The sequence below is a fragment of the Streptomyces sp. NPDC111802 genome, from assembly GCF_055634335.1.
Window position 1 is genome coordinate 128,083 of sequence record NZ_JBVKCZ010000016.1, and the last position, 11,961, is coordinate 140,043.

The window sequence follows — 11,961 nt, forward strand, 5'->3', positions numbered from 1 at the left end:
CTGATGCGACCATGGGTGTCTCCACCTCGTCCCCGGAAAAGGGGCCCGGAAAAGAGGGAATCGCCGTCGTCACGGTCGACTTCCCACCGGTGAACGCCCTGCCGGTGGCCGGCTGGTTCGCGCTGGCCGACGCGGTGCGCGGGGCCGGCCGCGACCCGGAGGTCCGATGCGTGGTGCTGGCCGCCGAGGGGCGGGGGTTCAACGCGGGCGTGGACATCAAGGAGATACAGGCGCACGGGCAGAGCGCGCTGGTCGGCGCCAACCGGGGTTGCTTCGCGGCCTTTTCAGCCGTGTACGAGTGCGAGGTGCCCGTGGTGGCGGCGGTGCAGGGCTTCTGCCTGGGCGGGGGGATCGGACTCGTGGGAAATGCGGATGTGATCGTGGCGAGCGAGGACGCCACCTTCGGACTGCCCGAACTGGACCGTGGAGCGCTGGGCGCCGCGACCCACCTGGCCCGGCTGGTCCCGCAGCACCTGATGCGCGCCCTGTACTACACCTCGCGCACGGCGAGCGCGGCCGAACTGCACGCACACGGCTCGGTGTGGCGAGTGGTGCCGCGTGACGAACTGCGGGCCGCCGCTCTCGACCTGGCCCGCGAGATAGCCGCCAAGGACGGGGAGCTGCTCCGCCTGGCCAAGGCCGCCATCAACGGCATCGACCCGGTGGACGTGCGCCGCAGCTACCGCTTCGAGCAGGGGTTCACCTTCGAGGCGAGCGTGAGCGGGGTGGGCGACCGGGTTCGCGACGCCTTTGGAAAGGAGGGTGACTGAGTGGACGACAAGACGATGACCGCCGACGAGGCCGTCTCCCGGCTGGAGAGCGGCATGACACTCGGCATCGGCGGCTGGGGCTCGCGCCGCAAGCCGATGGCCCTGGTGAGAGCACTGCTGCGGTCCGGAATCACCGGCCTCACGGTCGTGTCGTACGGCGGCCCGGACGTCGGCATGCTCGCCGCCGCCGGACGGATCCGCAAACTGGTCGCCCCCTTCGTCACCCTCGACTCCATCCCCCTGGAACCGCACTTCCGGGCGGCCCGCGAGCGCGGGGCGTTCGAAATGATGGAGATCGACGAGGCGATGTTCATGTGGGGACTGCACGCCGCGGCGAACCGGCTGCCCTTCCTGCCCGTGCGGGCCGGGATCGGCTCGGACGTGATGCGGGTCAACCCGGGCCTGCGGACGGTGACTTCTCCGTACGACGACGGGGAGACGTTCGTGGCCGTGCCCGCCCTGCACCTGGACGCGGCCATGGTCCACGTCAACCGCGCCGACCGGCGGGGCAACGGCCAGTATCTGGGGCCCGACCCGTACTTCGACGACCTGTTCTGTGAGGCGGCGGACGCGGCGTTCGTCTCTTGCGAGCGGATCGTGGACACCGCCGAGCTGACCAAGGAGGTCGCACCCCAGACTCTGCTGATCAAACGCCATACGGTGACGGGCGTGGTCGAGGCGCCGGGCGGCGCGCACTTCACGTCCTGCGCGCCTGACTACGGGCGGGACGAGGCGTTTCAGAAGCAGTATGCGAGCACGCCGTGGGCGGAGTTCGCCGAGCGATTCCTCAACGGGCCCGAGGAGGAGGGGACATGACCGCTACGCGGAATGAGCACTGCGTGATCGCCTGCGCCGAGGCCTGGCGCGACAACGGGGAGGTGCTGGCCAGCCCGATGGGCCTGATCCCGTCCATCGGTGCCCGGCTCGCGCGCCGCACCTTCTCGCCGGACCTGCTGATGACCGACGGCGAGGCAATGCTGGTCGCCCCGGACGGCACCGTCGAGGGCTGGCTTCCGTACCGGCAGCATCTCGCCCTGGTCACCGGCGGCCGACGGCACGTGATGATGGGCGCGAGCCAGATCGACCGGTACGGCAACCAGAACATCTCCTGCATCGGCGACTGGGCGAAGCCGAAGCGCCAGCTGCTCGGCGTGCGCGGAGCACCGGTCAACACGCTCAACAACCCCACCAGTTACTGGATCCCGAAGCACTCCCGGCGGGTCTTCGTCGAGAAGGTCGACATGGTGTGCGGAGTCGGATACGACCACGCCGGCGACGCCCGCTACCACCGCATCCCCCGGGTCGTCTCCGACCTCGGCGTCTTCGACTTCGGCACACCCGACCACACCATGCGTCTGGTCTCGCTCCACCCTGGAGTCACCCTGGAGCAGGTCAGGGAGGCGACGGCGTTCGAGCTGACCGTCCCGGACGACGTACCGCGGTCCCGGCCACCCACCGCCGAGGAGCTACGGCTCATCCGCGAGGTCATCGACCCGGGGAACACGCGTGCCCGGGAGGTCGCCGCGTGATGGAGACGCCGCTGACCCGGCTGGTCGGGGTCCGCCACCCGATCGTGCAGACGGGGATGGGCTGGGTGGCGGGCCCCCGGCTGGTCTCGGCGACGGCGAACGCGGGAGCGCTGGGCATCCTGGCCTCCGCGACGATGACGGTCGACCGGCTGCGTGCGGCGATACGGGAGGTCAAGTCCCGTACGGACGCGCCGTTCGGGGTGAACCTCAGGGCGGACGCCTCGGACGCCGGGGACCGGGTGAGCGTCGTGATCGACGAGGGTGTGCGGGTCGCCTCCTTCGCCCTGGCGCCCTCCCGGGAGCTGATGGCCGAGCTCAAGGGCGCGGGCATGGTCGTGATCCCTTCGATCGGCGCGCGGCGGCATGCCGAGAAGGTCGCCGACTGGGGTGCGGACGCGGTGATCGTGCAGGGCGGCGAGGGGGGCGGGCACACCGGCGAGGTGGCGACGACGGTGCTGCTGCCGCAGGTGGTGGACGCCGTGGACATACCGGTCGTGGCGGCGGGCGGCTTCTTCGACGGGCGGGGACTGGCCGCGGCGCTGGCCTATGGGGCGGCGGGCATCGCCATGGGTACGCGGTTCCTGCTGACGTCGGACTCGACGGTGCCGGACCCGGTGAAGGCGCGGTATCTGGCGGCGACCGTACGGGACGTCACGGTCACCACGGCCGTGGACGGCCTGCCCCACCGCATGCTGCGCACGGACCTGGTCGAGGCCCTGGAGCGCTCCGGCCGAACGAGGGCTCTCCTCCAGGCGGTCCGCAGGGCGGCGGGCTACCGGAAGCTGTCCGGCACGAGCTGGCGCCGGATGTTCCAGGACGGCCGTGCGCTCAGACACGGCAAGGACCTGACCTGGAGCCAGGTCCTGCTCGCCGCGAACACGCCGATGCTGCTGAAGGCGTCCATGGTGGACGGCCGTACGGATCTGGGGGTGATGGCGTCCGGGCAGGTGGCCGGGGTGATCGCCGACCTGCCGTCGTGCGCGGAGCTGGTGGAGCGGATCATGAAGGAGGCGGAGGAGGCACGGGAGCGACTCGCGGGCTGCTAGCGCGGCACTCCCGTGGGCGGCTCACAACCTCTCGATGATCGTCACATTGGCCTGTCCGCCGCCCTCACACATCGTCTGAAGCCCGAACCGACCGCCCGTACGCTCCAGTTCATGCAGCAGGGTCGTCATCAGCCTGACCCCCGTCGCCCCCAGCGGATGCCCCAGAGCAATCGCGCCGCCGTTGACATTGACCTTGTCAGGATCCGCGCCGGTCTCCTTCAGCCAGGCCAGGACGACCGGCGCGAAGGCCTCGTTGATCTCGACGAGATCGATGTCATGGATCGACAGACCGGTCTTCTTCAGGGCGTGGGCGGTGGCGGGTATGGGGGCGGTGAGCATGCGGATGGGATCCTCACCGCGCACCGAGAGATGGTGCACCCGGGCCCGGGGCGTGAGCCCATGCTCGCGCACCGCCCGCTCCGAGGCCAGCAGCATCGCCGCCGCGCCGTCTGAGACCTGTGAGGAACAGGCCGCCGTGATCGTGCCGCCGTCGATGACCGGCTTCAGCCCGGCCATCTTCTCCAGCGAGGTGTCCCGGCGCGGCCCCTCGTCCACGGCGACCCGCCCGTACGGCACGACCTCCCGCTCGAAGCGCCCCTCGTCGATGGCGCGCAGCGCCCGCCGGTGCGAGCGCAGCGCGAACTCCTCCTGGTCCCGCCGGCTGATCCCCCACTTGCCGGCGATCATCTCGGCGCCGACCAACTGGTTCACCGGCTTCTCCCCGTACCGCGCCCGCCAGCCCTCACTGCCCGCGAAGGGACCCGCGGTGAGCCCCAGCGGCTCGGCGGCCTGCCGGGTGGCGAAGGCGATGGGGATCATCGACATGTTCTGCACACCGCCGGCGACCACCAGGTCCTGGGTGCCGGACAGCACGCCCTGCGCGGCGAAGTGCACGGCCTGCTGCGAGGACCCGCACTGCCGGTCCACGGTCACCCCCGGCACCTCCTCGGGCAGCCCCGCCGCCAGCCAGCAGGTCCGGGCGATGTCCCCGGCCTGCGGTCCGACGGCGTCCAGGCAGCCGAGGACGACGTCCTCGACGGCGGCCGGATCGACGTCCGCGCGCGTCACGAGCGCCTTCAGCACATGCGCGCCCAGGTCGGCCGGATGGACCTCGCTGAGCCCTCCTCCGCGCCGTCCGACGGGCGTACGGACCGCTTCGACGATGTAGGCCTCGGCCATGGCGACTCCCTCGCAGATAAGGGCACATCAACGGCTATGCACGTACGGCGATCCCGTCCAGCACCATCGACAGGTACTGCCGGGCGATCTCCTCGGGGGTGTGCTGTCCGCCGGGCCGGTACCAGGACGCGGCGACCCACACCGTGTCCCGCACGAACCGGTAGGTGAGCCGGACGTCGAGGTCGGCCCGGAACACCTCGGCCGCCACCCCGCGCTCCAGCGTGGACAGCCACGCCTTTTCGAACTTGCGCTGTGACTCGGCGAGGAACGCGAACCGCTCCTGTGCCACCAGTTGCCGGTTCTCCTTCTGGTAGATCGCCACGGCGGCCCGGTGCCGGTCGATCTCCCGGAACGACTCGGTGACCAGCGCCTGAAGCGTCTCGCGCGGGCCCAGCTCGGCCTCCAGGACGGCGTCGTAGCCGTTCCACAGCTCGTCGAGGAAGGTCCGCAGGATCTCCTCGAGCATCGACTCCTTGGAGTCGAAGTGGTAGTAGAGGCTGCCCGCGAGCATGCCCGCGTGGTCGGCGATCTTGCGTACGGTGGTGGCGTTGTAGCCCTGCTCGGCGAAGACCTCGGCGGCGGTGTCGAGGAGTTCGCGACGGCGATCTTGAGCGGCGGCAGCCGCGGGTGACCTCGTGGCGGCGGCCGCGGGCTTTCCGGCGGCGGTCACCTGGGGCTTCTTCTTGGTCGGCACGGGGTCCATTGTCGTCCTAGGCGTGCTGGCTGCTGACGGAGACGATCTCTCCGGTCATGTACGAGGAGTAGTCCGAGGCCAGGAAGACGATCACGTTGGCCACTTCCCAGGGCTCGGCGTACCGCCCGAAGGCCTCGCGGGCGGTCAGTTCCTGAAGCAGTTCGGGGGTCGTCACCCTGGCCAGGTGCGGGTGCATGGCGAGGCTCGGCGACACCGCGTTGACCCGCACCCCGTACTCGGCCGCCTCGATCGCCGCGCACCGGGTCAGCGCCATCACGCCCGCCTTCGCGGCCGCGTAGTGCGCCTGTCCGGCCTGGGCGCGCCAGCCGACGACGGAGGCGTTGTTGACGATCACGCCGCCGCCGGTGTCGCGCAGGTGGCGCAGGGCGGCCCGGGTGCAGCGGAAGGTGCCGTTCAGGGTCACGTCGAGGACCTTCGACCACTGTTCGTCGGTCATGTCCACGAGCGGCGAGGTCCCGCCCAGGCCCGCGTTGTTGACGACGACGTCGAGCCTGCCGTGTTCCCGCACTGCGGTGGCGAACAGCGCCCGCACCTGCGTCTCGTCGGTGACGTCGCACACGGCGGAGGTGACCGCGCCCTCGAACTCCCGGGCCAGTTCCGCCTCGCACTCCTTCAGCCGCCGTGCGTGCGCGTCGCTGATCAGCACGCGCGCGCCCTCTTCGAGGAAGCGGCGCGCGGTCGCCCCGCCGATGCCCGCACCGGCCGCCGCGGTGATGACGGCCGTGCGCCCGCGAAGCAGTCCGTGCCCGGGAACGTACGTCGGCGTCTCGACGTTTGTCATAGCAGCACGCTAACCTACCAAACACTTGTTAGGGAAGACCAAGGCCTGTTGGACCCCGAGGGAGGAGGGCGACCGTGGACCTGACCCATTCCACCGCCGACGAGGCGTTCCGCGCCGAGGCCCGCGCCTGGCTGCACGCGCATGTGCCGCCCGATCCGCTCCCCTCCCTGGAGACGGAGGAGGGCTTCGCGGCGCACCGGGCCTGGGAGGCCGAGCTGGCCGCGGACGGCTGGTCGGTGGTGAACTGGCCGGTGGCGTACGGCGGTCGGGACGGCTCACTCGTACGGTGGCTGCTGTTCGAGGAGGAGTACTACGCGGCGGGCGCGCCGGGCCGCGTCAGTCAGAACGGCGTCAGCCTCTTGGCCCCGACCCTCTTCGACCATGGCACGCAGGAGCAACGCGCCCGTGTGCTCCCGTCGATGGCCACCGGCGAGGTGATCTGGGCGCAGGCCTGGTCGGAGCCGGAAGCGGGCTCGGATCTGGCCTCGCTCCGGTCGAAGGCCGTGCGCACGGACGGCGGCTGGCTGCTGTCGGGACAGAAGACCTGGTCCTCGCGCGCCGCCTTCGCCGACCGCGCCTTCGGCCTGTTCCGCACCGACCCGCACACCCCGAAGCCCCACCAGGGCCTGACCTATCTGATGTTCGACCTGCGCGCCCCCGGCGTCACGGTCCGTCCCATCGCCCGCCTCGACGGCAAGCCCGCGTTCGCCGAGCTGTTCCTGGACGAGGTGTTCGTGCCGGACGAGGACATGATCGGCGCACCGGGCCAGGGCTGGCGGATCGCGATGTCGACGGCGGGCAACGAACGCGGTCTGATGCTCCGCTCCCCCGGCCGCTTCCTCGCGAGCGCCGACCGCCTGCACCGCCTCTGGCGGTCCGAGGGCAGCCCGGAGAGCGCGCGGAAGGGCGTGGCCGACGCCCTGATCGGCGCCCGCGCCTACCAGCTGTTCACCTATGCCGCCGCCTCCCGCTTCCTCGACGGCGAGTCGCTCGGCCCGGAGTCCAGCCTGAACAAGGTCTTCTGGTCGGAGTACGACATCGCCCTGCACGAGACGGCCCTCGACCTCCTCGGCGCCGAGGGCGAGCCGGCGGACACCGACTGGTCCGAGCGCTACGTCTTCTCCCTGGCCGGCCCCATCTACGCGGGGACGAACGAGATCCAGCGCGACATCATCGCCGAGCGCCTGCTCGGCCTGCCGAAGGGACGACGCTGATGAGGTTCCTCCTCGACGCCGAGCAGCGCGCCTTCGCCGACTCGCTGGACGCGATGCTGACGGCGGCGGACACCGCGTCGGCGGTGCGGGACTGGAGCCGGGGCGAGCACTCCCGTGGCCGTGCGCTGTGGTCCCGTATCGCCGACGCGGGAGTCTTCGCGCTGGCGGTTCCCGAGGCCTACGAGGGACTGGGCCCCCGGCCCGTCGAACTCGCCGTCGCCTTCGTGGAGTTGGGGCGCCACGCGGTACCGGGCCCCCTGGTGGAGACGGTCACGGCGGCGGCCCTGCTCGCCGGGCTGGCGGACCCCGGCCCGGCCAAACGGCTCCTGCCGGCGCTGGCCGCGGGGGACGCCATGGCGACGCTGGCGTGGACGGCGCCGTACGCCCTGGACGGCGACGCGGCCACCACCCACCTCGCACTCACCCCCGACGGCCTGTACCTCTCCCCCGGCCATGGCCCCGTGCGCCCCTCCCTGGACCCGGCTCGCCGCCTCACTCCCCTCGCCCCCGGCGGCGAACTCCTCAGCCCCGACCCACCCACCGCCCACGCCCTCAGCTACGCCCGTCTGACCACCGCCGCCCAAGCCCTCGGCGTCGGTCTGGCGCTCCTCGGCAGAACCGTCGCCCACGTCAAGCGGCGGACCCAGTTCGGCGTCCCCATCGGCTCGTTCCAGGCCGTGAAGCATCGGCTCGCCGACGCGAAGATCGGCCTGGAGTTCGCCCGGCCCCTCGTCCTCGGCGCCGCGCTCACCCTGGATCCGGCCGATGTCGCCGCCGCCAAGGTCGCCGCCTGCGAGGCCGCGTACGCGACCGCCCGTACCGCCCTCCAGTTGCACGGCGCGATCGGCTACACGGCGGAGTACGACCTGTCGCTGTGGCTGACGAAGGCCCGTGCCCTGCGGACCGCCTGGGGCAGCCCGGACGCATGCAGGGACACGGTGCTCAGTGGTGGTGATCGCCGCTGGTGATCTCGCGGTACTCCTCCACCGTCGGCTTGGTGATCCGCGACCGGGGACCGAACATCGCCTGCGCCAGCCGGGCCCGCACCCGCTGGGAATGGGTGACCCGACGCCGGACGCCGTTCGCGTCGACGCGCGGGCCGATCTCGTACGGCGGATGCTCCTCGTGCTGGGTGAGGGTGAACAGCTGCCCCTGGCTGAGCGGCTCGTGGACCTCGATGTACTCGCCCTGCGGCAGCCGTTTGACGGTGCCCGTCTCCCTGCCGTGCAGCACCTTGTCCCGGTCCCGGCGCTGCAGTCCGAGACAGACGCGCTTGGTCACCATGTAGGTGACGACCGGCACCACGAAGACCGCGACCCGCACGAACCAGGTGATCGAGTTGATGGACAGATGCAGATGCGTGGCCACGATGTCGTTGCCGCCGCCGATCAGCAGCACCGCGTACAGGCTCAGCCAGGCCGCGCCGAGTCCGGTGCGCACGGGCATGTTGCGGGGCCGGTCGAGGATGTGGTGCTCACGTCTGTCACCGGTGACCCACGCCTCCAGGAAGGGGTACAGGCCGATCGCGAGCAGGATCAGCGGGAAGAGCGAGAAGGGGATGAAGACGCCCAGTTCCAGGGTGTGGCCCCAGGCGTTGAGCTCCCATCCCGGCATCACCCGGATCAGGCCCTCGGAGAAGCCCAGGTACCAGTCGGGCTGGGCGCCCGTGGTGACCAGATCGGGGCGGTAGGGCCCGAAGGCCCACACGGGGTTGATGCTGGCGACGCCACCCATGAGCGCCAGCACACCGAAGACGAGGAAGAAGAAGCCGCCCGCCTTGGCCATGTACACCGGCAGGAAGGGCATGCCGACGACCGACTTCTGGTCACGGCCGGGACCCGGGTACTGCGTGTGCTTGTGGTAGAAGACCAGGATCAGATGGGCGGCCACCAGTGCCAGCATGATCCCGGGCAGCAGCAGGATGTGGATCGGGTACAGCCGCGCGATGAAGTCCTCCCCGGGGAACTCCCCGCCGAAGAGGAAGAGCGCCACATACGTCCCCACGATCGGGATGGACAGGATGGCGCCGTGCGCGAACCGCAGGCCGGTGCCGGACAGCAGGTCGTCGGGGAGGGAGTAGCCGGTCAGGCCGGTGATGATGCCGAGCATCAGCAGGGTCCAGCCGAACAGCCAGTTCAGCTCGCGCGGCTTGCGGAAGGCGCCGGTGAAGAACACCCGCATCATGTGCACCAGCATGCCGGTGACGAAGACCAGCGCCGCCCAGTGGTGGATCTGCCGGATGAGCAGCCCGCCGCGCACATCGAAGCTGATGTCGAGCGTGGACTCGTACGCCCTGGTCATCAGGACGCCGTTGAGGGGCTCATAGGTGCCGTTGTAGACGACCTCGTTGGTGCTCGGGTCGAAGAACAGGGTGAGGTAGACGCCGGTAATGATCAGTACGAGGAAGCTGTAGAGGCAGACCTCACCCAGCATGAAGGACCAGTGGTCCGGGAAGACCTTGCGCATGTTGGCCTTGGCCAGCGCGTACAGCCCCAGCCGTCCGTCGGCCCAGTCGGCGATCCGCTCACCCTTGCCCGGCGGCGCGGACCGCCGTGCCGCCGCCGACTCGTTCCCCGTTCGTGCGCCGTCCATACGTCGTCGCCTCCCCGCCGGATCACTTCAGGGTGACATGGGGGTACGGGCTGAGCCAACGGGTCGGACACCTCGATTCGCACGTCAGTGCGGCCGTACGATGCCCTGCGCCCGCGCCGCCACCAGCCACTTCGGGAACTCCCCGACCAGACGGTCGTAGAGCTCGGCGTCGGAGACGGTCCGCGGATCCGAACCGGCGTGGAAGAATCCGGCGTTGTCGATCACCCGTCTGTCCGGCACCGCCAGCTCGTCGAGTTTGCGCAGGAAGTCGAACTGCTTGCTGGTGGCGTCCCCGAACCCGATGAACTGCCAGAACAGCGGGAGCCTGGCCGCCTTGCACACGTACCGTTCGGCGGCGAGCTTGTTGATGGGGCCGCCGTCGGTCTGGAACACCACCAGGGCGGGGTCCGTGGAGCCGCTGTCCAGGTAGTGGTCGATGACGGCGTCCATGGCCAGGTGGTAGCTGGTCTTGCCCATGTGGCCGAGCCCGGACACGATCCGCTCGATCCGCCCCCGGTGGTCGGCCAGCGCGATGTCGGTGACGGCGTCGACATCGGTGGAGAAGAACACCACGGGCACGGTCCCGTCGTCGTCGAAGTGCGCCGACAGGCCGAGCACCCGGTCGGCGAGCGCCTGCACGCTGCCGTCCTTGTAGTACGGCTTCATCGACCCGGAGTAGTCGACCACCAGATAGACCGCGGCCCGCACCCCGTCCAGCCCGTGCTTCCGGAGCGACACCCCGGCGCTCTTGTACAGACTGACCAGCGCGGGCGCGGTCTCCTCCACCTTGCTGAGACTGATCGCCGCCATCCGGACTCCCCCTCGCGCAGCACACCGGGTGCCGAGATTACGACACCACGGGACCCGCCCCTCCCGCCGCCCACAGGTGTTCGATACTTTTATCCGCCGCCGTCCCCACCGGCTCACCGTTCGTCCAGTCCCCCGAGGAGCCGGCTGTGGAGCCCGAGTCCACCGAAACCACCGAGTCCGCCGTCACCACCTGCTATCGCCACCCCAAGGTGGAGTCCCATGTCCGCTGCACCCGCTGCGACCGGTACATCTGCCCGGACTGCATGCGGGAGGCGGCGGTGGGCCACCAGTGCGTGGAGTGCGTGAAGGAGGGCGCGCGTTCGATACGGCAGGCCCGGACGGTCGTCGGCGGGCGGATCGCCGCGACACCGCTGGTGACCTCGGTGCTCATCGGGCTGAACGTCCTCGCCTATCTGGCCGAGGTCGTGCGCCCGGAGATCCTGGACCGGTTCGCGATGCTCAGCGCCCGGCTGGTCGGGCCGGACGGCGGCTACTACGTCTACCAGTCCGGTTACCCGTCGGACTTCCACGCCGAGGGCCTGGTCGCCGGGCAGTGGGAGCGGCTGCTGACTGCAGGCTTCCTGCATCTGCCGCCGACGGAGGGCACCTTCGGGCTGCTGCACATCGTGATGAACATGGTCTCGCTCTGGCAGCTCGGCCGGGTCGTGGAGCCCATGCTGGGCCGGGTCCGGTACATCGCCCTCTATCTGCTGTCCACGCTGGGCGGATCGGTGTTCGTGCTGCTGCTCACCGCCGTCAACGTCGAGTCGGTCGGCGCGTCGGGCGCGATCTTCGGCCTGGGTGCCGCGTACTACGTCCTCGCCCGCCGGGTCGGCGCCGACATGCGCGCCGTCAACCGTTTCATGACGTTCCTGCTCCTGTGGCTGCTGCTCTCCGCCGGCCTCACCTCCTGGCAGGGCCACCTGGGCGGCCTGCTGACCGGGGCCGCGGTGACACTGGCCTACGCCTACGCCCCGCGCGGACCGCGCCAGACCATGATCCAGGCGGTCGCCTGCGCCGGCGTGCTCGTGCTGCTGACGATGGTCGCGTTCGCCAAGGTGTCAGAGCTGACCGGTGGAGGGATGACCCAGTGAGACGCACCGGAATCCTGCTCTCCGCCGGCCTCACCTCCCGGCAGGGCCACCTGGGCGGCCTGCTGACCGGGGCCGCGGTGACACTGGCCTACGCCTACGCCCCGCGCGGACCGCGCCAGACCATGATCCAGGCCGTCGCCTGCGCCGGCGTGCTCGTGCTGCTGACGATGGTCGCGTTCGCCAAGGTGTCAGAGCTGACCGGTGGAGGGATGACCCAGTGAGACGCACCGG

The 11,961-nt window shown here is 70.6% G+C and carries 13 protein-coding genes; 8 read left to right on the forward strand and 5 right to left on the reverse strand.

From position 1 onward, the window contains the following. Positions 1-11 precede the first annotated feature (11 nt). Genes ACZ7NC_RS19710 through ACZ7NC_RS19725 form a run of 4 tightly spaced genes read left to right on the forward strand, consistent with a single transcriptional unit; the run spans position 12 to position 3,345 of the window. A complete protein-coding gene (locus tag ACZ7NC_RS19710) occupies positions 12-770 on the forward strand; it encodes an enoyl-CoA hydratase family protein (protein ID WP_471489885.1) in 759 nt (252 codons plus the stop codon). Further along, on the forward strand, positions 771-1,586 hold the full coding sequence (locus tag ACZ7NC_RS19715) for a CoA transferase subunit A (protein WP_471489887.1): 816 nt from the start codon (positions 771-773) through the stop codon (positions 1,584-1,586). Next, positions 1,583-2,299 (forward strand): CoA-transferase subunit beta, encoded by a 717-nt coding sequence (locus ACZ7NC_RS19720; RefSeq protein WP_471489889.1) that lies wholly within the window; start codon positions 1,583-1,585, stop codon positions 2,297-2,299. The genes ACZ7NC_RS19715 and ACZ7NC_RS19720 overlap by 4 nt, the downstream gene beginning before the upstream one ends. Further along, the gene (locus ACZ7NC_RS19725; RefSeq protein WP_471489980.1) at positions 2,299-3,345 is read left to right on the forward strand and encodes an NAD(P)H-dependent flavin oxidoreductase; all 1,047 of its coding nucleotides are present in this window, start codon (positions 2,299-2,301) and stop codon (positions 3,343-3,345) included. The genes ACZ7NC_RS19720 and ACZ7NC_RS19725 overlap by 1 nt, the downstream gene beginning before the upstream one ends. Before the next feature lie 21 nt (positions 3,346-3,366). On the opposite strand, the gene ACZ7NC_RS19730 is transcribed toward ACZ7NC_RS19725, so the two are convergent. Genes ACZ7NC_RS19730 through ACZ7NC_RS19740 form a run of 3 tightly spaced genes read right to left on the reverse strand, consistent with a single transcriptional unit; the run spans position 3,367 to position 6,020 of the window. After that, the gene (locus ACZ7NC_RS19730) at positions 3,367-4,524 is read right to left on the reverse strand and encodes an acetyl-CoA C-acetyltransferase (protein WP_471489891.1); all 1,158 of its coding nucleotides are present in this window, start codon (positions 4,522-4,524) and stop codon (positions 3,367-3,369) included. A gap of 34 nt (positions 4,525-4,558) precedes the next feature. Then, complete coding sequence (locus tag ACZ7NC_RS19735; RefSeq protein WP_471489892.1) at positions 4,559-5,218, reverse strand: TetR/AcrR family transcriptional regulator; 660 nt, start codon at positions 5,216-5,218, stop codon at positions 4,559-4,561. A gap of 16 nt (positions 5,219-5,234) precedes the next feature. Continuing rightward, positions 5,235-6,020 (reverse strand): SDR family oxidoreductase, encoded by a 786-nt coding sequence (locus ACZ7NC_RS19740; protein WP_471489894.1) that lies wholly within the window; start codon positions 6,018-6,020, stop codon positions 5,235-5,237. Between the two features lie 74 nt (positions 6,021-6,094). Here ACZ7NC_RS19740 and ACZ7NC_RS19745 point away from each other — a divergent pair, with 74 nt between their 5' ends. Together ACZ7NC_RS19745 and ACZ7NC_RS19750 are read left to right on the forward strand one after the other, a co-directional pair. After that, a complete protein-coding gene (locus tag ACZ7NC_RS19745) occupies positions 6,095-7,234 on the forward strand; it encodes an acyl-CoA dehydrogenase family protein (RefSeq protein ID WP_471489896.1) in 1,140 nt (379 codons plus the stop codon). After that, positions 7,234-8,202 (forward strand): acyl-CoA dehydrogenase family protein, encoded by a 969-nt coding sequence (locus ACZ7NC_RS19750; RefSeq protein ID WP_471489897.1) that lies wholly within the window; start codon positions 7,234-7,236, stop codon positions 8,200-8,202. The genes ACZ7NC_RS19745 and ACZ7NC_RS19750 overlap by 1 nt, the downstream gene beginning before the upstream one ends. On the opposite strand, the gene qcrB is transcribed toward ACZ7NC_RS19750, so the two are convergent. Together qcrB and ACZ7NC_RS19760 are read right to left on the reverse strand one after the other, a co-directional pair. After that, positions 8,177-9,826, reverse strand: coding sequence for a cytochrome bc1 complex cytochrome b subunit (gene qcrB / locus ACZ7NC_RS19755; RefSeq protein ID WP_471489899.1), 1,650 nt, complete (start codon positions 9,824-9,826; stop codon positions 8,177-8,179). The genes ACZ7NC_RS19750 and qcrB overlap by 26 nt on opposite strands. Before the next feature lie 84 nt (positions 9,827-9,910). Further along, complete coding sequence (locus ACZ7NC_RS19760) at positions 9,911-10,636, reverse strand: vWA domain-containing protein (RefSeq protein ID WP_471489901.1); 726 nt, start codon at positions 10,634-10,636, stop codon at positions 9,911-9,913. A gap of 146 nt (positions 10,637-10,782) precedes the next feature. Between ACZ7NC_RS19760 and ACZ7NC_RS19765 the strand changes: the two genes are divergently transcribed. Then, on the forward strand, positions 10,783-11,730 hold the full coding sequence (locus tag ACZ7NC_RS19765; RefSeq protein ID WP_471489902.1) for a rhomboid family intramembrane serine protease: 948 nt from the start codon (positions 10,783-10,785) through the stop codon (positions 11,728-11,730). After that, positions 11,727-11,951, forward strand: a complete 225-nt coding sequence (locus tag ACZ7NC_RS19770; RefSeq protein WP_471489903.1) for a hypothetical protein — start codon at positions 11,727-11,729, stop codon at positions 11,949-11,951. Before ACZ7NC_RS19765 ends, ACZ7NC_RS19770 begins: the two co-directional genes overlap by 4 nt. The last annotated feature ends 10 nt before the right edge of the window (positions 11,952-11,961 follow it).

Bases quoted from the DNA above. Each gene is read 5' to 3' on its own strand.
- ACZ7NC_RS19725 (WP_471489980.1), top strand. From the start codon at position 2,299: ATGGAGACGCCGCTGACCCGGCTGGTCGGGGTCCGCCACCCGATCGTG.
- ACZ7NC_RS19760 (WP_471489901.1), bottom strand. From the start codon at position 10,636: ATGGCGGCGATCAGTCTCAGCAAGGTGGAGGAGACCGCGCCCGCGCTG.
- qcrB (WP_471489899.1), bottom strand. From the start codon at position 9,826: ATGGACGGCGCACGAACGGGGAACGAGTCGGCGGCGGCACGGCGGTCC.
- ACZ7NC_RS19720 (WP_471489889.1), top strand. From the start codon at position 1,583: ATGACCGCTACGCGGAATGAGCACTGCGTGATCGCCTGCGCCGAGGCC.
- ACZ7NC_RS19750 (WP_471489897.1), top strand. From the start codon at position 7,234: ATGAGGTTCCTCCTCGACGCCGAGCAGCGCGCCTTCGCCGACTCGCTG.
- ACZ7NC_RS19730 (WP_471489891.1), bottom strand. From the start codon at position 4,524: ATGGCCGAGGCCTACATCGTCGAAGCGGTCCGTACGCCCGTCGGACGG.
- ACZ7NC_RS19710 (WP_471489885.1), top strand. From the start codon at position 12: ATGGGTGTCTCCACCTCGTCCCCGGAAAAGGGGCCCGGAAAAGAGGGA.
- ACZ7NC_RS19740 (WP_471489894.1), bottom strand. From the start codon at position 6,020: ATGACAAACGTCGAGACGCCGACGTACGTTCCCGGGCACGGACTGCTT.